The organism is Bradyrhizobium ferriligni, assembly GCF_056837965.1.
This window is the reverse complement of record NZ_JBXEJO010000012.1, coordinates 20,939-41,470: the sequence shown is the minus strand read 5'-3', so window position 1 is coordinate 41,470 and position 20,532 is coordinate 20,939. Positions and strand designations below refer to the sequence as shown.

Sequence of the window (20,532 nt, the reverse complement as noted above, 5' to 3'; positions counted from 1 at the left end):
GGTGCTGCGTCTCCTCTCATTCGCGCTGTTCATCGCGACCTGGTGGATTGCCTCGCTGCTGATCGGCGATGCGAAGCTGCCGGCGCCGCCCGCAGTGCTGTCGGTGCTCGTCGCCGAAGCCCGATCGGGCGCGCTGTTCGTCAATCTCGGCGCGACGTTGGCGCGCGTCGCGCTGGCCTTCACCCTTGCGATGGCGCTCGGCTCGGCGATCGGCTACCTCATGGGCCGCGTCTCGCTTGCCAATCGCCTTGGCGATCCCTGGCTGATCCTGCTGCTCAACCTGCCCGCGCTCGTCGTCATCGTGCTCGCTTACATCTGGGCCGGCCTGACCGAGGTCGCCGCGATCGCCGCCATCGCCATCAACAAGCTGCCGACCGCCGTCGTCACCCTGCGCGAGGGCGCCCGCGCGCTCGACGCTGCGCTCGACGAAATGGCGACGGCGTTTTCTTTTCCGCGCGGCCGCGCCTTCCGTCATGTGATCCTGCCGCAGCTTGCGCCCTACATCGCGGCCGCTGCGCGCTCCGGGCTCTCGCTGGTCTGGAAGATCGTGCTGGTCGCTGAATATCTCGGACGGCCGAACGGTGTCGGCTTCGAGATCGGCGTCGCCTTCCAGCTATTCGATATCCCCTTGCTGCTCGCCTATTCGCTGAGCTTTGCGGGTGTCGTGCTCGTCATCGAAACCCTGCTGGTGCAGCCGTTTGAAACCAGGCTAACGCGGTGGCGGCTCCGTGCAGCTTGAGGTCAATATCACCGGCAAGAGCTTTGAGAGCGCGGCCGGGAAGCGGCACGACGTGCTCGACAACGTCACCTTCACGTTGAACGCTGGCGAGGTCGGCGTGCTGTTCGGCCCGTCAGGCTGCGGCAAGAGCACCCTGCTCCGGATCCTCGCCGGGCTCGACGGCAACTACCAGGGCCATGTCACGCGATCGCCGGGCATGCGCCTTGGCATGGTCTTCCAGGAGCCGCGGCTGTTGCCCTGGCGCACGGTCGAGGAGAATGTGCGGCTGGCCGCGCCGCATGTCGGCGACAGCACGCTCTCTGCGCTGTTCGAGGTGCTCGAACTCGGCGCGCACCGCAACCATTTTCCCGCGGAGCTGTCACTCGGCCTCGCCCGCCGCGTCGCGCTGGCCCGCGCCTTCGCCATCGAGCCCGATTTCCTGATCCTCGATGAGCCGCTGGCCTCGCTCGACAATGCACTCGCGGGACGGCTGCGCGACCAGGTCGCGACGCTGGTGGCCAGCCGGAAAATGATGACCTTGCTCGTCACCCACGATCTCGATGACGCCGTTCGCCTCGGCGATCGCCTGTTCTTCCTGTCGCCGCGGCCGGCCCGAATCCTTCACGTCGAGACCATTGCCGCACCACGCGCGACGCGCGGCGAGCCCGAGATCGACGAAATCAAGCGGCAGCTCTCACAGTTGGACCTTGCAAATGTGTGAGACGCCGTCATCCTTGGACGAAGCATAAGGGAGAGGCTGGATGTCGCGCGCGTTGATCGCTGTTGGTGTTGCGTTGCTTGTGCTGCCGGCGACAGTGCTCGCCCAAAGCAAGGGCAAAGGCATTCGGCTGTGGAATCTGACCAGCGCCACGATTTCGAGCTTTGAGCTGTCGCAGGCGGGCAAGAACGAGTGGGGTCCCAACCAGACGCTCAACGACAAGGACAAGGAAGTCGACCACGACGAGCGCCTGCGGATCACCGGCGTCGAGCCCGGCCGCTACGATGCCAAGGTCGGCTACAGCGGCGCCAGGCAGTGCTTCGTTCGCGACATCGAGATCAAGGCCGACGCCGTGTTTTCGGTGTCCGACAAGGACCTAAAGGACTGCAACAAATAGGAAGGCTAACCCGCCGGCGGCTCGCCGCCCGCGCCGGCCCGATCGTTGCTGTGCGGATACTCACAACGCCAGCGCACCGCGGTCCATTTCGGATGTTCGCCGACCCATCGCGCGATGTAAGGCGGCGCGGCCATGGCACATTGCTGCAGCGAGCCGTTCCAATTGAACACCAAATGCTGCTCCTCGCAGATGGCGGGCGACAGCACGGCACATACAGTAACGATCAGATCAATGGGATTCATGCATGAAACCTCGCGGGCGTCGTCAAAAGGTAACATAAGCGCTACGTCCACAGCAGCCGGAAGTTTCAATTCCGTGCGAGACCGAGCGGAACATGGCGGGCACAACCCGGGTCCCAAGCACGGCGACACCCGAGCCGGCAACGATGAAACCGGCGCCTTGCCGCCAGTTCATTTCGTCAATAAGCTGGTTCCCACAACTGCTAACAGGCTGATGGCTCTTACGGAAACCTCCTGGCGCGGCGTCGCGGTCGCTGTATGCTTGCTCGCGCTCGCCGCCGGCACTTGGGCTCTCACGGGTCAAGTCCGGCGCGCAGCTGCGGAGCCGCAGCCGGCCAGCTCGGGTTCGGGTCGCACCGAGCCTTCCCGCACCGCAAACAGCGACCAGGCAGCGGTCAAGCTTACGCCCAGCCAGCAGGGACGGATCGGACTCGAAACCGCGGTTGTGGAGGCCGCTCCGCACCCTGAGCAATTCCGCGCCTACGGCGCAGTGCTGGACATCTCCCGCATTACGGAGCTCGCCAACAGCTACGCGAATGCGCAGGCTCAACTCCAGACAGCGCAGGCCAAGCTCGAGGTCGCGAAGAGCGCATTCGACCGGACCAAGAATCTCGTCGACTCGGCCGCGCTCCCGAGAAAGGAAGCCGAAGCCGCGGAAGGCACGTTGCGAACCGACAAGGCCGCGCTCGCTGCGGCAGAATCGCAGCTCAGGACACTCGCGGCAACAGCACAGCAGGAGTGGGGGCCGGTGATCGGCCGAGGAATCGTCGAGCGCTCGCCCGCCGTTGTCAGGCTGATCGAGCGGGATCAGTTTCTGATCCAGGTGACGCTGCCGCCCGGCGTGAGTGTCACCGGGACTCCGGGAACGGCTCTGGCGCAGGCGCCGACGCGAAATGCGAACATCGATCTCCAGTACATCTCCCCGGCAACACGCACCGACCCCCGTATTCAGGGATTGAGCTATTTCTTCTCCGCGCCTGGCGATAGCGGCCTGCTGCCCGGCATGAACACCACTGCTTATGTGCCGTCGGGCACCACTTACGAGGGCGTGTTCATCGAAGATACCGCGATTGTGCGGTGGCAGGGCAGATCGTGGGTTTACCTGCGCGTGAGCACCGACAGCTTCCGACGGCATCCGATCAGCACGGATCAGCCGGTCTCGGATGACGACTACGTCGTCCGAGACATCCCATCGGGATCCGAAATCGTAATCCGGGGCGCACAGGTCCTGCTGTCCGAGGAGGCCAAGAGCGAGCTTCGGAGTGGCGATGACAATGACTGATGGAATCGGCTCCATCAGGTCAGGGCCGCAAGCCGCTCTCGTCGCATTCGCCATCCGCTACCGTGGCATCGTGCTCGCGCTTTCGTTCGTGCTGCTGGGCTATGGCCTGTTTACGCTCGGCGAGGCCAAATACGGAGTCTTCCCCGAATTCGCACCGCCGCAGGTCACGATCCAGACTGAAGCTCCGGGCCTCAGCCCGGAGCATGTCGAGATCCTGGTCACGCAACCGATCGAAACGTCGATCAACGGCTTGGCTGGCGTCGAAAGTCTGCGCTCGTCGTCGATCCAGGGACTCTCCGTGGTGACAGTCGTCTTCCGGCCGGGCAGCGATATCTACCGGGCGCGCCAATTGGTGACGGAGCGTCTCGCGGTGGTGGCCGCGAGGCTGCCACAAGGCGTGCAGCCGCCGTCGATGACACCATTGACTCCGCTGGCCGGCACGGTGCTGGTCATTGGCCTGACGTCAAACCAGCGCTCGCTGATGGATTTGCGCACCATTGCGGACTGGACCGTGGCAAGACGGCTTCTGGCCGTGCCGGGCGTGGCACAAGTGTCCACATACGGCAAAGATGTCAGGTCCCTGCAAGTGCAAGTCCGCCCGGACGACCTGATCCGGTTCCGGATCGGCCTGAATGATGTACTGACCGCCGCGCGCAAGGCCACCGGCGTACGGGGCGCCGGGTTCATCGATACCGCCAATCAGCGCATCACGCTTCAAACCCAGGGACAGTCTTTGACGCCTGACCAGCTTGCCCGCACGGTTCTTCGGCACGAAGGCGGCGCAAGCGTGGTTCTCGGCGACGTCGCCACCGTCGTCACCGCTCCCGAACCGCCGATCGGGGCCGCCCTCATCGACGGCCAGCCTGGCATCATGATGATGGTCAGCCAGCAATACGGCGCCAATACGAGAGAGATCACCACGCGGGCCGAAGCTGTCCTGCAAGAACTGCGACCTGGACTTGAGGCCGACGGAGTCCGGCTCCATGCCGACATATTCCGTCCTGCCAATTTCATCGACGCGGCGACCGAGAACGTGCTCAACGCCTTGTTGATCGGTGGCGCGCTCGTGGTCGTTGTTCTGTTTCTCTTTCTGTTCGACTGGCGCACCTCGATCATCAGTTGCACCGCCATCCCCCTGTCATTGATAGCGGCCGTGCTCGCACTGCAGTGGATGGGTGAAACGCTCAACACGATGACGCTGGGCGGCCTTGCAATCGCGATCGGCGAGGTCGTCGATGACGCCGTGATCGGCGTCGAGAATGTCGTACGTCGACTGCGCGAAAACCGCCGGGCGACGGCGCCAAGACCCGAGGCTCGCGTCGTGCTCGACGCCTTCCTTGAAGTGCGCACCGCCGTTGCCTATGCGACGTTTGCGGTGTTGCTGGTCTTCTTTCCGATCCTGGCGCTTTCCGGCATTGCCGGCCGTCTCTTCGGCCCCCTGGGCATCGCCTATATCTTCGCCGTGCTCGCCTCGCTCGCGGTCGCCCTTACGGTGACGCCGGCGCTCTCGATGCTGCTCCTCGTCGGAAGGACCGGCGGACAGCGCCTGCATGAACCGCCAGCGGTGCGGTGGTCCCGTCGCCACTACCAGGCCTTGCTGCGTCGCATCGGCCGTTATCCCAAGCTGGTGATGACGGCGGGCGCGCTCTTGACGATCGCCGGCGCGGCGATGCTGCCCTTCTTCGGCGGGACGTTCCTGCCGGATCTGCGGGAAGGCCATCTGATCCTGCACGTTTCAGCGATCCCCGGCACCTCGCTCGACGAATCGCTTCGTATCGGGAAACTGATGACGGATACGCTTCGACAAGTCCCCGGTGTACGCAGGGTGGCGCAGCATGCAGGCCGGGCCGAGGCCGGCATCGACACGGTTGGTCCGCATTCCAGCGAGTTCGAGGTCGACCTGGAGCTGGGCCTCTCGGGTCGGGCACAATCCGCAGCAGAAGCGCGCATCCGGGCCGCTTTGGCCGACTTCCCCGGGGTTTCCTTCTCGAGCAAGACCTACCTGACGGAACGCGTCGAGGAGACCGTCTCCGGCTTCACCGCGGCGGTGGTCGTCAACATCTACGGGCCCGATCTCGATTTACTGGAACGCGCCGCGCGCGACGTCGCTAGAGAACTGGATGAAGTCGGAGGTGCCGTCGACGTGCAGCAACGATCCCCGCCAGGAATGCCGCAGGTCAATGTGACGCTACGCCCGACCGATTTGCAGCGCTGGGGGCTCGATGCGGTCGAAGTGCTCGAACTGATTCGTACCGCCTATCAGGGCGACGTCGTCGGTCAGGCATTTGAAGGCAATGCCGTCTTCAATGTCATTGTGATCCTCGACGCGCATGCCCGCGCCCGACTCACTCAGATCGGCGACCTACCGGTGCGTACGCCTAGCGGCGCTTACATTCTGCTGACGCAGATCGCCGACGTCTACGAAACCTCCGGCCGTTACCAGATCCAGCACCTGAATGCGCAGCGCGTTCAGACCGTAACGGCGAATGTCAGCGGACGCGATCTCGAATCCTTCGTGGTCTCGGCCAAACGCAAGCTGGCCCGCGAGGTCACGCTGCCACCCGGCGCTCATTTGGAATTTGCCGGGGCGGCCGAGGCCCAAGCCCGGTCGCGGCACGACCTCATCGTCAACTCTTTGCTTGCCGGGACCGGTATCGTCGTTCTGCTTTCGATGGTTACCGGCCATTGGCGAAATCTGTTGCTGGTCATGATCAACTTGCCGTTTGCCTTCGTCGGTGGCGTGTTCGCGTTGGCGTTGACTGGTGGCCTGCTCTCGCTCGGATCGATGGTCGGCTTCGTCACGCTGTTCGGAATCACGCTGCGCAACTCGATCCTCATGATCTCGCACTACGAGCACCTCGTCCTGGTCGACGGCCGCGTGTGGGGACTGGATACCGCGATCGAGGGCGCGGCCGACCGTCTCGTCCCGATCCTGATGACGTCTCTCGTGACCGGCCTCGGATTGCTGCCGCTTGCGATCGGCGCAGGAGAACCGGGACGTGAAATCGAGGGCCCGATGGCGATCGTCATCCTTGGGGGTCTGATGACTTCGATGGCGCTGAGTCTGCTGGTGCTGCCTACGCTCGCGCTTCGATATGCGCGTTTCAGGAGCCGTCCCTGAGCACGCGGAAGGCGCGGGACGATCCGAACCAGGTTCGCTTCACGAGCGGCAGCAGCGCTGAGCAGGCATCCGCGCGGCACAGTCTGGCAATGGACAGTTGAGATTCCGGCGGGGTTGTCGACGCCGGTTCAGATGAGGCTTCGCGAGACGCGCCGGAGCGATCGATCGGCAGGCGCCCAAGGATCGACAGACCCGTTGACACTGTCACGGCTTCGACGGCGTTTGCCATCGAAGCCGCGCCAGGTCGACAGATGGTCTTACTTGCGCGCTGCGCAGGCGTACATGTTGATTTCCATGCCCACCGGCACTTCGACGATCTTCGGTGTTTTCCAGGCCATTTCCTTCTCCCAAGTCATAAGTTGGCGCAAGCCTCGCGCCGCGCGGCAAGCTAGGGCTGCCTTTTCCAGGGCGCAAGCCGGCCGGGTAAGGACCCGACTTCGCTGCTGGACATGCCGAAGCGGACGACGGCTCGCTGACATCTGCCCGGCATTGGGAACTCCGACACTGATCTGTCGGGCATTTTCCGGCTGCCGGGCGGCGACGCGCGGGTAAGGAGACCCGATTCATCCCGCCGCGTCTTGCCCAAGAGCGAAATCGCAACTTTTTTTGTTATGCGCGGAATCCTGCGTCAATATCCGGCAATCCGCCCGGCAAAGTTCGCCGGCTGGCAACCTATTTGAGCAAGCGCAGCAGGGCTCGGCCGGCACGCGACTTCAACTCTTTCGCGTCCAGCGTTCCGTCATTGTCGGGATCGGCGGCCTTGAAGCGCTGCTCGACGACCGCAAGGTATTCGTCGAGCGTCAAGGTGCCATCGTGATCCGGATCGGCGGCTGCGAGTTCTTTCGCGGTCAGCCGTCCGCGCAATTCGCGCGCGTCGAGCGTGCCGTCATGGTCGGGATCAAGCTTCGCGAACAGGTTGGCGGCAGCCTTCTTGGCTTCGGCAAGGTCGACCGTGCCGTCATTATCGGGGTCGAGCATCCTGAGCGCGCTGCGACCGCGCGATGCGGCCAACGCGGGACCTGACAGGACAACCATAGCCAAACTCAGCGCAAGCGATCGGCGCGAAATCATCGTTCGTCTCCCGTTAGTGCCGCTCCGGCGAAGGCACGGAGCGCCCAGCGATCGGACCCTACCATAGCAGCTTCAGCGGAGCTTCCCACGGTTCGTGTACGCGGCGAAATCCTGTCGGGTTTCGGGTGGAAAGCGATTGGCGCACGGGTCATCTGTGGCGCTCTCGATGGCACCACAACGAGCGAGGTGACCCATGACCAGCATTTGCAAGAACGCATTGGGCTGCCTCGTTGCATTCGGTCTGATCGCGCCCGTGTCCGCGCAGACGCGGCACCCTGCCCTCTCGGCGGAAGCGGTCCAGCAGCGCGTGCTCACCGGCAAGGAGCGGCTCGGCCGCAAATGGACCGACGAGCAGCGTATCGATAATTGCAATGTGCCACCGGACAAGCGGGGCGCGAAACCGCGGTCGAGTGTCTGTCCCCCCGCACCGTCAAGCTGACCGTTCGCGCTGCGGCATAACGGCGGGCTGCACTGGTGTAGCGTATTCCACGCGACGGTAAGCCACGGGCGCGTTTGCCAAAACCTGACGCCTTCGACCGGCCTCGCGCGGTTAGCGGGCGCTCGTTCACGTTTTCGTATTGACCCGTTTTGGTTTCAGGCGGATGGTTCCGTCCGCAACGTCAGGAATAGGCGTGCAGAAAAAGGTTCATTGGGAGGATATGATGAGACGTATTGCGCTGGCCGCGAGCCTCGTAATTCTTGCATCCTATGGGGCAAGCGCCCAGACCAGCGAGCAGTTGGTCAAGGGTGCGACCGATACATCGAACGTTCTCAATTATGGAATGGGCTACAATCTTCAGCGCTTCTCGACGCTGAACCAGATCAACAAGGACACCGTCAAAAATCTGGTGCCGGTCTGGAATTACAGTTTGAACGACGACCGCAGCGAGGAATCGCAGCCGCTCGTCTACCAGGGCGTCATTTACGTCACCACGCACAACGCCACGATCGCGATCGACGCCAAATCCGGCAAGCAGATCTGGAAGACCAAGGTCGAGTATCCCGCCGAGACGCCGCGTATCGTCTGCTGCGGCATCATCAATCGCGGTGCTGCTCTCTATGACGGCAAGGTGTTCCGCACCACGCTCGACGCCAATGTGATCGCGCTCGATGCCAAGACCGGCAAGGAGCTGTGGCGCCAGAAGGCTGCGGATATCAAGGAAGGCTACTCGATGACGGTGGCCCCGCTGGTCGCCGACGGCGTCGTGATCACCGGCATCTCGGGCGCCGAATTCGGCACCCGCGGCTTCATCGACGGCTGGGATCCGGCCACCGGCAAGAAGCTCTGGCGGACGTACTCGATCCCGACCCCGGACGAGCCCGGTGGCGACACCTGGAAGGGCGACACTTGGAAGCTCGGCGGTGGCTCGACCTGGATCACCGGCTCCTACGATCCCGAACTGAACACGGTGTATTGGGGCATCGGCAATCCCGGACCGTTCAATTCGGCGGTGCGTCCCGGCGACAACCTCTACACCTGCTCGGTGCTGGCGCTCGATCCGAAGACCGGCAAGATCAAGTGGCACTACCAGTTCTCGCCGAACAATCCGTTCGACTACGACTCGGTGGCCGAGATGGTGCTCGCCGACATGAATGTCGAGGGCAAGCCGACCAAGGTGCTGATGGACGCCAACCGTAACGGCTTCTTCTACGTGCTCGATCGCACCAACGGAAAGCTGCTCGCGGCCAATCCCTATGTGAACGTCAACTGGGCCACCGGCATCGACATGAAGACCGGACGGCCGATCGAGACCGACATCACCAAGGATGCGCGTGAAGGCAAGAAGGTCACGGTCTACCCGTCGATCCTCGGCGGCAAGAACTGGGAGCCGATGTCGTTCAATCCGCAAACCGGCCTCGCCTACGCCAACACGCTCGCCTTCGGCGGCAAGTACAAGGCCGAGCCGGTGACGTTCAAGCAGGGCGAATGGTATCTCGGCATGGATCTCACCGATCCCTGGGAATGGGGCACCGGACCGCGCGGCCACCTGAAGGCGATCGATCCGATGACCGGCAAGGCGAAGTGGGAAGCGCCGAGCGACATTCCGCGCTTCTCCGGCGTGCTCTCCACCGGCGGCGGCGTGGTGTTCTCCGGTCAGCTGACCGGCGAATTCGAGGCGTTCGATGCCGACACCGGCAAGAAGCTCTGGCAGTTCCAGACCGGCTCGGGCATCGAAGGACAACCCGTCACCTGGCAGCAGGACGGCGTGCAGTATGTCGCCGTTACCTCCGGCTATGGCGGCGTCTATTCGCTGTTCTCGGGCGACGAGCGGCTTGCCAAGGTCCCACCCGGCGGCTCGCTGTGGGTTTTCGCGGTCAAGAACTGAGCGCGGAGCACACGTGACTGAACGAGTAACCCTGTTGACGGCGGCGATCTTCGCCGCCGTCGCGACAGCCTTGATCATGTTGATCCCGGCCGCCGCACAGCAAACCACCGCAATCGACCTTCAGGGTCAGGCCGACCAGGGCAAGGTCACCTACGCCAAGAACTGCTCGCATTGCCATGGGCCCAACATGGTCAACTCCGGCACCATCACGCCGGACTTGCGCGCGTTTCCCGACGACAAGACGCGCTTCGTGACCACCGTGAAGCAAGGCAAGAACGGCAAGATGCCGCCCTGGGTCGACATCCTGAACGAGCAGGAGATCGCCGACGTCTGGGCCTTCGTGTCGAGCCGGAGGACCCCATGAGGGCCCTGCTTGCGGGCGCCGCGACGGCTCTGCTTCTTGCCATGTCGGCGGCAGCACACGCTGCCGACGACCCGCTCAAGGTATGTCTCGACGAGGATCTGCCGCCGCTGTCGGCGCATCATCGCGGCAAACCGGATGCCGGCTTCGACGTCGCGCTCGCGCAGGCCATTGCCGAGCGGCTTGGACGGCCGCTCAAGATCCAGTGGTTCGAGAGCAAGCTCGACGAGGATTCGAGCCCTGCGCTCGAAGCCAATGCGCTGCTGTCGGACGGGCGCTGCTCGCTGGTCGGCGGCTACGCCCTCACCACGGACTCGCTGAAGGCGCCCGGCGTCACGACGGCCAAGCTGCCCGACTTCGACGGCGCCACCCGCGAGGATCGCCGCCGGCGGATCCCGATCGGGGTGCTGGCGCCGAGCCGGCCCTACATCTATTCGCCGATGACCGTCGTTCTCGGTCCCAAGGCCAGGGACAAGGTCAAGGAGCGCAAGATCACCGATATCGGCGATCTCGCCGGCCTTCGCCTGACGATCGAAAGCGGCACGCTGGGCGATGCCATTCTGATGACCTTCGACAAGGGAAGGCTGATCGACGACATCACGCACCTCGTTCCGGGGCGCAGCGACCTGCTCGGAGAGTTGGAACGCGGCGAATTCGACGCCACACTGCTCGACCTGCGCCGCTTCGATGCCTACCGCGCTGAACATCCGGACACCAGGATCACGGCCTCGGGCTACTATTATCCGATCGGCGCCAACCGCGGCTACGTTGCGCTCGAGACCGACAAGGCGCTGCTGGAATCCGTCAACAAGGTCCTCGCCGATCTGCAGGCCAAGGGCACCATCGCCGAGCTCGGCAAGGCCGCCGGCCTCACCTGGCTTCCGCCGCGCGAGCCGATCATCCTCGGCGATGTCTGGCTGAAGATCCTGAACCGCTGATGCCGGCGATAGCTATCGCAAATAGCTCGCCAGATTCATGCTCGGGATCTTGGAGATCGCCGAATAGGACGCCGTCAGCTGCGCCTGATAGGTCGAAAGCTGCGCCGTCACGGCCGCAACGTCGACGCTGGTGAGGTCCGTCGACAAGGTCTTCGCAAAATTTTGGTAGTCGCTCTGATTCGTGCTGGCGGTCTCGATCTGCGACGCCGCGGTCGACAGCTTTGCCTGCACGGTGGACGTCGCATCCAGCGCATTGCTCGCGAGGTCGAGTGCCTGCGAGACATCGCTCGACGACAAATTCGAGCTGTTGCCGACGAATTTCAAGAGCCGCATCACCTGCTCGAACGCCGGATTGTCGGCGGTGATGCCGTAGGAGATCGACTGGCTGTCCGACACGCGCACGGACGCGATCTCGCTGTCGCCCTTGTAGTAGCTGGTGTCTGATGTCGTCAGCGATCCGGTGCCGGTCCCAAAGCTCGACAGGTCCGCCGGCGCAGTGTCGGTGCGGGCGCCGCTGAAGACATATTCGCCGTCATACTGGGTGTTGAGCAGCCCCTGCATCTGCGCCATGGCCTGCTGGGCATAGTTGATCACCGATGCCGTCGCCGTGCTGCTGCCGGTGGTGGCCGCGCTGAGCTGGGTCCGCAGCTGCGTGATGATGTCGGTCACCGATCCGACCGCCGAATACATCACCTGCACCTTGTTGTCGGCGAGTTGGCTGGCATCGATATAGGACTGCGCACGCGTCACCGAGACCTGCAAATTGATGACGCGCCCGGCGCCGGCACCGTAGCCGCCGAAATCCTCGGACTGCAGCCCCGACGACTCCTGCACCTGCTCGTTGGCCATCACCGCCTGCACCCGCAGCGCGTTTGAGATCATCTGGTCCGACTGTGCAAAGGTGGCAACACGCATCATCATGACGATAGCCTCTGGCTCAGCTGGCGCTCATCGCGGTCATCAGCGCCGAAAACATAGCGTTGATGGCGGTAATGATCTGGGACGCGGCAGCGTATTTGTTCTGCAACGCACTCAGATTTGCGCTCTCCTGGTCAATGTTGACGCCGGACTGCGACGATAGCGAATTCGCATAGGTCGACTGCGCCGTCTGCTTTGCGGTATAGGCCGCCGACGCCTGGGTCGCCTTGCCGGCGACGTTAGCAACGATGGCGGCCGCGTAGTCCGCAAAAGAGCCGGTGGTCGCGCCGAGGCCGCCGGCCATGCCGAAATTGGTCGACCCCGTCAGCGCGCTCGAGAGCGCGTTCACCACCGTCGCCGAACCCGGCGACAGCACCGAGTTTCCGGCCGTCAGCGTGGACGACGCATCGAGCGTCGCCGTCGGCAGCGCCGCCGTGCCGTTCAGAATGTCGCTGCGAACGGCGATGTCGGACGCGCCGGTCCCTGTGATCAGGTCGTTGAACCCGAAGTAATCCGAAAAGCCCTCACCCGAACTTCCGACCGAACTCGTCATCTCGTTGATCGCGACGCCGTTGCCGGATGTGGTCGCCGAGATCGACAAATGTCCGTTGGCATCGACCGAAGCTGACAGCCCCGAGATACCGTTGATCGCAGTGGCTAGATCACCGACCGTGGCGTAGGATGACAGATCGAGGTCCTGGTAGGACACCAGCTTGCCGCTCTTGTCCGCAACCGCGATGCGCACCGTGCCGGTTGCCGAGAACGGTGTCGTGCTGCTCACGGTGGCAGTTCCGGTCAGGCTGGCCGGCGGCGGTATCGACGTGCCCTGGTTGGACACAGCGTTGACGGTCGCGGTCAGCTGCCGGGCAAGTTCGTCGAGCTGCGACTGCGCGGCCGGCAGCGTCTGGTCGCGCAGCGCGATCAGCGCGCTGACCTTGCCCGAGGAGATCTGCGAGGTGATGTCGACGCCGTTGACTGTGATACCGCTGAAACCGCTCGACGATCCCGCGCTATACGTCGTGGACGCCGTGACGCTGGGCAGCGCCGTATAGCTCAGCGGATGCGCCGTGCTATCGACCAGCGCCTGCCCCGAGCCGGTATAGACCTGCAGATCGCCGCTCGACGTGGTGAAATAGCTCACATTCATCATCGACGCGAGATCCTGCAGCGCACTGTTGCGCTGGTCCTCCAGATCGGCCGTCGACTGCCCGGCTGCCGCCTGCTGCTTGATCTGCTTGTTGAGGTCGGAGATCTGCTGCAGGTCGGAATTGATGTCGGTAACCGACGACGCGATGTCCTGGTCCGCATTGGAGCGCAACGTCTGGATGCCGCTCGAGGTCTGTTGCAGCTGCGTCGCGACCGCCGCAAGCGCGCTGACGGCGTTCGATTGCAGCGACGCACTGCTCGGCGTGCTCGCCAGCGACGACAACGCCGACTCGAATGCCGCGATCGTGTTGGCCAGCGAGGTGCCCGTCGTGGAGCTGTCCGAGCTCGAGGTGCTGCCATAGAGCTGCTGGAGCTCGGTTAGAAAGCTGTTGGTGGTGTCGGCGGCGCCGAGATCGGAATCGGCTCCGACCAGCGACTTCAGGAGCAGCTTGTCGACCGCGCTGCTGATCCCCGTGATCGTGACGCCGGTACCGACACCGGAAGTGACGCTGCTGCTCTGGTTGGCGGTCTTCTCGGTATAGCCCTTGGTGTCGGCATTGGAAATATTGGCCGAGGCTACGCTGATCTGCACCTGCGTGGCTGACAGCCCGCTGAATGCGATGCTTCGTGCAATATCGAGCGACGACACGACCCACTCCCTCCGGCGCCGGCCCGATCAGGCCCGCACATTGGTGCCGTAGGACATCGCCGGCGTGACGCGACGACCGCCGGCGCCATAAGGCGATACATTGGCGATCTGCTCGCGGATCGCCTGCATGATGGCCTCGATCCTGCGATTGCTGGCATCGATCGCCGCGCGCAACCGCATCACGTTCTCGTCCATCGCCATGCGCAGCTTCAGGATCCGGTCCATCAGCTGCTCGCGCAGCACGCGATCCTGGACGTGGAGATTTGCCGTCTTTCCGACCGCCTCCGCCACACACTGCTCGAACAGGGTGGCAAGGCGGTGCTTCTCGTCGACCTCCTTCAAGCGCGAGGCCGGCAAGCCCTTGGCGAGCTCGACATTCTCCTCGTTCACGATCGCGATCAGATTGTCGATCAGCGCGATCAACGACCTTGCGCGCTCGTCATTGCCCGCGGGATTGATCTTGATGTTGCGTTCCGGTGTCATGTCATCGCTCCCGTTCAAGCTAGTGTCCGCGACGCAGGGCGCGAACCGATTGTGCGCTGCGCCCATACGCGGTGATTGCCGTTACCCGGACCGCGGCCCGGTTGAGTTCCTGGTCGAGCCGCGCGCATTCGCGCATCAACTGGTCCCGCAACGTTCCGACATCGTCGAGCAACGCACGGAGCTGCGCCCGATCGTCCGGCCGGACCGAAGCGGCCCTTGCCTTCAGCCGCTGAAGCCTGACCAGCAAGCGGTCATTTTGCTTTTCGGTCATCATCGCGACACCGCCGAAATCAACGTATCGAACATCTTGTCGACGGTGGTGATCACCTGCGACGCCGCCGAATAGGCCTGCTGCGCCGAGATCATGTTGGAGAACTGGCCGCTGGTGTCGGTGGTGCTCGACTCCAGTTCGCTGCCGTAGATCGTGCCGGCGCCGTTGGTGCCCGAGGTCTGCAGCGTGGCGTTGCCGGAAGCTGCCGTCGCGGAGTACATGCCGTCGCTGGCCGCGCTCAATCCGTTGGGATCGCTGAAGGTCGCGACCGCAATCTTGTAGATCGCGATGGTCTGCCCGTTGGAATAGGTCGCGTCGACCACGCCGCCCTTGCCGATCGAAATGCTGCTCAGATTGCCATAGGGCAGACCGTCCGACGTGATGCTCGTAAGGTCGACGGCCGGTGTGGTCTCGCCCGACGAATACTGCGTCAGGCCGTCGGTCTTGCCGGCCGTGCCGAGATTGAGCGTGATGGCGTTGGTGCCAGAGCTGTCGGCCGCGCCATCCTTCCAACCGGTCACCGAGATTGTTGGCGGACTCGGGGTGGTCGAGGCGAGCGAGCCGTCGCTGTTGAAGGTGATATCCACCGTATCGGTGATCGCGTTGGCGCTGTCCGTCGTGGAGTCCGACGCCAGCTTCGGCGTCTCGAAACTGGCCTGCCAGCTGTTGTCGGCGGTCTTTTTCCAGTCGATCTGGATCGTGCTTGCCGTGCCAAGCGAGTCGTAGACCGTCATCGAGCTATTGAAGGTCGCACCGACGGCGGCATCGGCCGGCAGGTTCGCCGCGACCGTGGTCTTGGTGGTGGCGCTGCCGCTGGTGGAGGCAACCTGCGTGTTGATTGGCCCGAGGCTTGCGGCGGAGGCATTGCCGATGATGTTGCCGTCAGCGTCGGTGCGCCAGCCCTCGAGGTAGTTGCCGTTGTTGACGAGATAGCCCAGATTGTCGGTGGTGAACGCACCGTTGCGCGTATAGGAGGTGGTGCCGCCGGACGTCGCGTTGGTGGTGACGAAGAAGCCGCTGCCCTGGATCGCGACGTCGGTGGCGTTGGTGGTCGCCGACAGCAAGCCCTGCTGGGTGATGTTGGCGCGGCCCGACACCGTGACGCCGCCGGACGTGTATGAGGTGGCGCTGTTCGACGCGGTCACCAGATCCTGGAACATCGCCGACGTGGTCTTGTAGCCCGTGGTATCGGCATTGGAAATGTTGTCGGAAATCATTGCCAGCGACTGGCTCTGCGCATTGAGCGCCGAGATCGCCGAGGAAAGAGCACCAGTGAGACTCATGATATTACTCCGGTAGCAATCAGGACGTAACGCCGATGATGTTGGCAGCGCTGACGGGCACGCCGTTCACGAGCAGCGAGGGCGTCGAGCCGGAGGCATCGATGCCGGTCACCGTTCCCGTCATCGTGGTGTAACTAAGCAGCGAGTTTCCGGCGGAGTCGGTCGCAGTGACCTGAATCGTGTACTGGCCGCCGTCCTTGAGCTGGGTGCCGTCGGAGGTCTGGCCGTTCCAGGTGAAGCTGTTGGAGCCGACGTTTCCGGTCCCCTTGCCGCTCCACACCGTATTGCCCGAAGAGTCCTGGATCGTGATCGCGACGTTGGACGCGGCCGAGGTGAGCGTGTAGCCGAAGGTCGCCGAGCCGTTGGTCAGCTCCGCCGTGTTCGTCTTCGCCTCGACGGTGTGGCCGATATAGTTGACCGAGTTGAGCGTCACGAGACTCGAGAACGAGCTCGCCAGCGACGTCATGCTGGCGTTGGTCGACTGCTGCTCGGTGAAGTTGGCGTAGGAGGTGAGCTGGTTGATGAAGTCGGTCGTGCTGGTGGCGTTCAGCGGATCCTGGTTTTGCAACTCGCTGACGAGAAGGTTGAGGAAATCGGTCGAGCTCATCCCCATCGACGCGCTCGACGACGAGCTCGACGTGGTGGAGGTTGCAGCAGAGGTTGCCGAGGAGACGGTCATGACAAGGCTCTCTTCGCCGCGGGATGCGCGACGGAACGCGGTGGAACATTGTGGTCGTGATGTCGTTCGCAGATAAAACGGATGACGCGCCGATTTCAGGCGCGGATTCATCCGCCCGGAATCACTCGATGAAGCGGCAGAATTTGCCGTGTCCGTTGCGGGTTCGAGGCTCGCAGGCGTGCGCAAGCATCTTGCCGCGAAAGCACGCGGAGAGCCGCAACGGCAATGCGGAGCGTTTTAGAGCGAGAGGCTGATCGGCAGATCCTGCTCGCCGAGCATCAACGCCGGCGGCGTCAATGCGGGCAACAGGCAGAGGGCCAGCAGCAGCGCCGGCAACACCTTGCCTTGCTGCGCCGATCGGCCCGCTGGTTGTGCATCGTGCGGCTGATCGTCAGCCGGGGCCGGCCCCGAAGCGGGCTGCTGGGGCAATTTCGCCGCCGCGGTCACGATGCGGTCGGCAAGGCCCTTGGGTGCGCGAACCGGCGGCGCCGCGAGCGCGCGGCGTACCGCTCCCGCCTCCTCGTAGAGCGTCCGCGCCTCAGCCGAGGATGCAAGGAGCTGGACGGCGGCAAGACGTTGATCGTCGGGCCAGCGGGACAGATCCTCCCCCAGCCGGTCGATCAGGTCTTCGAATGTCGCAACATCCATCGCGCGCGCAGATCCAGCCTCGTCGCCAAGGCTGTCATAAAGCATTCGCGGGACGGCGGAAATCAATTTCCGCCGCTGTCGCGTCAGGTCCAGCATGGTGCTCGCCGGGCGGCTATTTTCCACAACCAGGGCGCCGCCGCGGCCCCTTGCTGCGCCGGCTAAACGCCCTCGCCGGGTGATTCGCGGCTCTCTCCGGGCTCAGCGGCCGGTGGCTGATTCGAGCGTCTTGTCGAGTGACCTGGCCTTGGCGGCCTTGCCGGCGGTCGCCTCGACGAACTTCCAGGCGTCGCGCAATTCCGCCAGGCTTGCGATGATGCGCCGGAAGTTCTCCCTGGCCTGCGGCCGACCATAGGAGCGTAGGCACGCCATGATCAGGGCGTTATAGGTGCGGTAGAGACGATCGGCCATCGCGCCGCCACGGGTGAAATCGAGATTGTGGCTGAGCCCGCGCAGGATCGCGGTCGCCCGCGTCAGATAGATGTGCCCTTCCTCGAAGCGCTTCGCCTCGTGCGCGTCCAGCGCCTTCTGCAACAGCGTGATCGCGCCGTCGCACAGCATCACGACCGCCTTCAGCGGCGGCACCGCCACCGCGGCGGATCGATAGGCATTGTTGGCTTGGTAGGCGGTCGCGCTCTGGGTCATTAGTTACTCGATGATGCGTCTAGGAGTGCTTTTAGGTAGCCCAGCGTGTTGTTCGCGCTTTCGATGGCCGCCTGGTAATTGGCGTATTGAACCTGCAGCTGGGCCTTGAACGTCGCCGCATTGCTCTGAATGTCGCTGACCTGGGACTGCAGGTCGGTATCGCGCGACTGCAAGTTGGTGATCAGCGTCTGCAGCTGACCGCTGGTGCCGGAACTGGTATGCGCGAGTTGGTAGAGTTGCGTCGCGAGGCCGGACGACGATGTCACCGTGATCGACTGCGAGGTGGAGCCTGTATAGGTAAAGGCCATGCCGGCGTAGATCGTGCCCGAATTGCCGATGATCGTGTTGCCGACCACCGAAAAGCCGGAGCTGTCGCCGCCGACCGAGGCTCCGGTCAGCGTACCGGTGGAGTCCACCGTGAGGTCGAGCGTGAAGGATTGCGGCGATGTGCCGGTATTGACCACGCTGAGCTGGCTGGACGAAGTGGTGGTCTGCGCCGACAGCAGCTGGGTGACGCCGGCGAGATTCTGCGTCAGCACCGTCGACAGCGTGCCGGTATCGAGCTGGAGCTCGTTGTTCTCGTTGAAGGACAGGCCGAGATCGGCCATCGTCATGCCTCCGACCGTTCCGCTGAGCACCTGCTGCAGCTGGGTCATGATATCGCGCATCGTGCTATCGCCGAACAGCACCGCGCTTGATGCAGCCGTGCCGTCGGAATTCTGCGCCGACTGCGCGATCACCCGGTCGCGAAATGCGTTGTAGTTGGTGACGAAGGTCTGCAGCGCTGTGGTGATCTGGCTGGTATCGGTCTCGATGCTGATGTTCAGGCTGGTGCCGCTCGGCGTCGGCTGCAGCAGGTCGAAAGTGACGCCGGACAGAACGTCGGAAATGTCGTTGGTGTTCCGCGTGAGCCCGATGCCGTCGAGGGTGAATTCCGCGGACTGCGACTTCTGCAGCACGTCGGTGAACGCTCCGGACGTGTCGGTGACGCCGAGCTTGTTCAGGATGTCATCGCCCGACGTCGACGAATAGGTGATGTCGGCGGCGTCCTGTGTCCCCGTCAGCACCATCTCATAGGACCCGTTCGACACCTGGACGATCGAGGCCTGGACGTTCGTGGTCGAGCTCTGGGCATTGATGGTGTCGACGATATCCTGCATCGACATGCCGCTGGTGATCGAGATCGCCGTACTGGTGCCGCCCGACAGGCCGAGCGAGAAAGTGCCGGAGAGGCCCAGCGCCGTCGAGCTGCTCGACTGCGAGGCACCGATCACCTTCTGCGCGGTCGCGAGCTGGGTGATCTGGAGCGTATGATCGCCCGTGGCCGAGCCGCTGTTGACGCTCATGTTGAGCGCCGACGAGGCGCTGACGTCGCCGGTGGACGAGATCGTCGCCGCCCGCGTGGCGAACGCGTTGGTGGCAATCGAATTGATGATCGACGTGCTGAGCGACGACAGACCCGTGGCCAGTGTGGACAGCTCGGTCTGCAGGGATTGGTAGGCGGTGATCTTGGCCTGGTTCGCGGTGATCGTCGTGGTAATCGAGGTCGCCGCTGCGAGCTTGGCATTGACCTCAGCCTCGATCAGGGCATCCCAATCGATGCTGGTCGAATTGGTCGTGCCGGTCGTTGTCACCGTGCTGGCGGAACTGGTCGACGTCGTGCCTGATGTGCTCGAGCTGGCGCTGCTAACCGTCATGTCGACACTTCCGCCGCGATAGGAATCGGGCCGGCATCATGCCGGCCCGATCGGTCTTTCGAGTTAGCCGAGCAGCTTCAGAAGGTACTGCGGCATCTGGTTCGCCGCGGTTTCCGCCGAAACCGCGGCCTGGGTCTTCACCTCGGCCGAGGACAGCGTCGCCTGCTCGGACGCGATATCGACGTCCTTGATCGCCGAGTTGGCCGATTGCAGGTTCTGGGTCTGGGTCGAGATCGAGTCGGCGCTGAAGTTGAACCGGGATTCCTGAGCACCGATCTCGGCGCGTGCGGACGAAACCTTGTCGATCGCGGTGTCGAGAGCCGTCATCGCGCTGGTGGCGCTCGACAGGCTGGACACGTCGAGCGACGTCACGGACAGCGACGAGGCCGTGAGGCTCGTCAGCGTGATCGTGATGGTGTCGGCCGAGGTCGAACCGACCAGCACCGAGACGCCGGAGGAGAACACGCTCGAACCGTCGAGCAAGCTTTGGCTGCTGTAGCGGGTGCCGCTGGCGATCGAGTCGATTTCGCCCTTGAGCTGCGTGAATTCCGAGTTGATGTAGGCCCGGCTGGAATCCGCCACCGTGCCGGAGGCGGACTCGGAAGCCAGCGACTTCATGCGGGCCAGGATGTCCGAGATATTGGAGGCGCCGCCGTCGGCGGTCTGCAGGATCGAGGTCGCCTGCGCCGCGTTGGTGGCGGCCTGCTGCAGCGTCGTGATGTCGGAGGAGATGCGGGTCGAGATCGCAAGGCCGGCCGCGTCGTCGGAGGCCGAGGTGATGCGCGAGCCGCTCGACAGCTTCGACAGCGCGCTGGTTTCCTGCTGCGAGTTGATGTTGAGGTAACGGACCGCGGAGTTCGCGGCGGTGTTGGTGGAGATTGCCGGCATGAGTAGCTCCTGTGCTGATGGGGCATGGCATGCCGCATCGTGAAATAGAGAGGTGA

22 protein-coding genes are annotated in these 20,532 nt (G+C 63.8%); 9 read left to right on the top strand and 13 right to left on the bottom strand.

The genetic code is table 11. The features are described 5' to 3' along the window. The first annotated feature begins 1 nt into the window (after position 1). From AC1VNY_RS09245 to AC1VNY_RS09235, 3 genes are read left to right on the top strand one after another with little or no spacing between them, the layout of a single operon-like run. Positions 2-739, top strand: a complete 738-nt coding sequence (locus AC1VNY_RS09245) for an ABC transporter permease (protein ID WP_482404917.1) — start codon at positions 2-4, stop codon at positions 737-739. Beyond that, positions 729-1,439 carry an ABC transporter ATP-binding protein gene (locus tag AC1VNY_RS09240; RefSeq protein ID WP_482404916.1) on the top strand — a complete coding sequence of 237 codons (711 nt, stop codon included), beginning with the start codon at positions 729-731 and terminating at the stop codon, positions 1,437-1,439. The genes AC1VNY_RS09245 and AC1VNY_RS09240 overlap by 11 nt, the downstream gene beginning before the upstream one ends. Before the next feature lie 40 nt (positions 1,440-1,479). Further along, positions 1,480-1,833 (top strand): hypothetical protein, encoded by a 354-nt coding sequence (locus AC1VNY_RS09235; protein ID WP_482404915.1) that lies wholly within the window; start codon positions 1,480-1,482, stop codon positions 1,831-1,833. Between the two features lie 5 nt (positions 1,834-1,838). On the opposite strand, the gene AC1VNY_RS09230 is transcribed toward AC1VNY_RS09235, so the two are convergent. After that, positions 1,839-2,075, bottom strand: coding sequence for a hypothetical protein (locus AC1VNY_RS09230; protein ID WP_482404914.1), 237 nt, complete (start codon positions 2,073-2,075; stop codon positions 1,839-1,841). 211 nt (positions 2,076-2,286) lie between these two features. On the opposite strand from AC1VNY_RS09230, the gene AC1VNY_RS09225 reads away from it, so the two are divergent. Next, positions 2,287-3,354, top strand: a complete 1,068-nt coding sequence (locus AC1VNY_RS09225; protein ID WP_482404913.1) for an efflux RND transporter periplasmic adaptor subunit — start codon at positions 2,287-2,289, stop codon at positions 3,352-3,354. Further along, on the top strand, positions 3,347-6,475 hold the full coding sequence (locus tag AC1VNY_RS09220) for an efflux RND transporter permease subunit (protein ID WP_482404912.1): 3,129 nt from the start codon (positions 3,347-3,349) through the stop codon (positions 6,473-6,475). Before AC1VNY_RS09225 ends, AC1VNY_RS09220 begins: the two co-directional genes overlap by 8 nt. A 257-nt stretch (positions 6,476-6,732) precedes the next feature. Here the strand turns inward: AC1VNY_RS09220 and pqqA are convergent, their stop codons facing one another. Further along, positions 6,733-6,813: a pyrroloquinoline quinone precursor peptide PqqA gene (pqqA, locus tag AC1VNY_RS09215; protein WP_009031067.1), complete on the bottom strand. Its 81-nt coding sequence runs from the start codon at positions 6,811-6,813 to the stop codon at positions 6,733-6,735. Positions 6,814-7,147: 334 nt separating this feature from the next. Beyond that, positions 7,148-7,546: a lanmodulin LanM gene (gene lanM / locus AC1VNY_RS09210; protein ID WP_304496324.1), complete on the bottom strand. Its 399-nt coding sequence runs from the start codon at positions 7,544-7,546 to the stop codon at positions 7,148-7,150. A gap of 193 nt (positions 7,547-7,739) precedes the next feature. Between lanM and AC1VNY_RS09205 the strand changes: the two genes are divergently transcribed. The 4 genes from AC1VNY_RS09205 (at position 7,740) to AC1VNY_RS09190 (ending at position 11,172) form a co-directional block, all read left to right on the top strand. After that, a complete protein-coding gene (locus AC1VNY_RS09205) occupies positions 7,740-7,985 on the top strand; it encodes a hypothetical protein (protein ID WP_482404911.1) in 246 nt (81 codons plus the stop codon). A 223-nt stretch (positions 7,986-8,208) separates the two neighbouring features. Continuing rightward, positions 8,209-9,873, top strand: coding sequence for a methanol/ethanol family PQQ-dependent dehydrogenase (locus AC1VNY_RS09200; protein ID WP_038379118.1), 1,665 nt, complete (start codon positions 8,209-8,211; stop codon positions 9,871-9,873). Positions 9,874-9,949: 76 nt separating this feature from the next. Beyond that, a complete protein-coding gene (locus AC1VNY_RS09195) occupies positions 9,950-10,237 on the top strand; it encodes a c-type cytochrome (RefSeq protein WP_050999374.1) in 288 nt (95 codons plus the stop codon). Then, on the top strand, positions 10,234-11,172 hold the full coding sequence (locus AC1VNY_RS09190; protein ID WP_482404910.1) for a substrate-binding periplasmic protein: 939 nt from the start codon (positions 10,234-10,236) through the stop codon (positions 11,170-11,172). Before AC1VNY_RS09195 ends, AC1VNY_RS09190 begins: the two co-directional genes overlap by 4 nt. A gap of 12 nt (positions 11,173-11,184) precedes the next feature. On the opposite strand, the gene AC1VNY_RS09185 is transcribed toward AC1VNY_RS09190, so the two are convergent. The 10 genes from AC1VNY_RS09185 to AC1VNY_RS09140 form a co-directional block, all read right to left on the bottom strand. Continuing rightward, positions 11,185-12,093 carry a flagellin gene (locus tag AC1VNY_RS09185; RefSeq protein WP_482404909.1) on the bottom strand — a complete coding sequence of 303 codons (909 nt, stop codon included), beginning with the start codon at positions 12,091-12,093 and terminating at the stop codon, positions 11,185-11,187. Positions 12,094-12,109: 16 nt separating this feature from the next. Then, complete coding sequence (flgK, locus tag AC1VNY_RS09180) at positions 12,110-13,885, bottom strand: flagellar hook-associated protein FlgK (RefSeq protein WP_482404908.1); 1,776 nt, start codon at positions 13,883-13,885, stop codon at positions 12,110-12,112. Positions 13,886-13,912: 27 nt separating this feature from the next. Continuing rightward, positions 13,913-14,368 carry a hypothetical protein gene (locus tag AC1VNY_RS09175; protein WP_028340079.1) on the bottom strand — a complete coding sequence of 152 codons (456 nt, stop codon included), beginning with the start codon at positions 14,366-14,368 and terminating at the stop codon, positions 13,913-13,915. A 19-nt stretch (positions 14,369-14,387) separates the two neighbouring features. Further along, on the bottom strand, positions 14,388-14,642 hold the full coding sequence (locus AC1VNY_RS09170) for a hypothetical protein (protein WP_482404907.1): 255 nt from the start codon (positions 14,640-14,642) through the stop codon (positions 14,388-14,390). Further along, positions 14,639-15,922: a flagellar hook protein FlgE gene (gene flgE, locus AC1VNY_RS09165; RefSeq protein WP_482404906.1), complete on the bottom strand. Its 1,284-nt coding sequence runs from the start codon at positions 15,920-15,922 to the stop codon at positions 14,639-14,641. Before flgE ends, AC1VNY_RS09170 begins: the two co-directional genes overlap by 4 nt. Before the next feature lie 19 nt (positions 15,923-15,941). Next, positions 15,942-16,601, bottom strand: coding sequence for a flagellar hook assembly protein FlgD (locus tag AC1VNY_RS09160; RefSeq protein ID WP_482404905.1), 660 nt, complete (start codon positions 16,599-16,601; stop codon positions 15,942-15,944). A 237-nt stretch (positions 16,602-16,838) separates the two neighbouring features. Continuing rightward, a complete protein-coding gene (locus AC1VNY_RS09155; RefSeq protein ID WP_482404904.1) occupies positions 16,839-17,345 on the bottom strand; it encodes a hypothetical protein in 507 nt (168 codons plus the stop codon). 102 nt (positions 17,346-17,447) lie between these two features. Next, the gene (locus AC1VNY_RS09150; protein ID WP_482404903.1) at positions 17,448-17,891 is read right to left on the bottom strand and encodes a flagellar export chaperone FliS; all 444 of its coding nucleotides are present in this window, start codon (positions 17,889-17,891) and stop codon (positions 17,448-17,450) included. Continuing rightward, complete coding sequence (gene fliD / locus AC1VNY_RS09145; RefSeq protein WP_482404902.1) at positions 17,891-19,588, bottom strand: flagellar filament capping protein FliD; 1,698 nt, start codon at positions 19,586-19,588, stop codon at positions 17,891-17,893. Before fliD ends, AC1VNY_RS09150 begins: the two co-directional genes overlap by 1 nt. 63 nt (positions 19,589-19,651) lie before the next feature. Next, complete coding sequence (locus AC1VNY_RS09140) at positions 19,652-20,476, bottom strand: flagellin (protein ID WP_028336954.1); 825 nt, start codon at positions 20,474-20,476, stop codon at positions 19,652-19,654. Positions 20,477-20,532 lie beyond the last annotated feature (56 nt).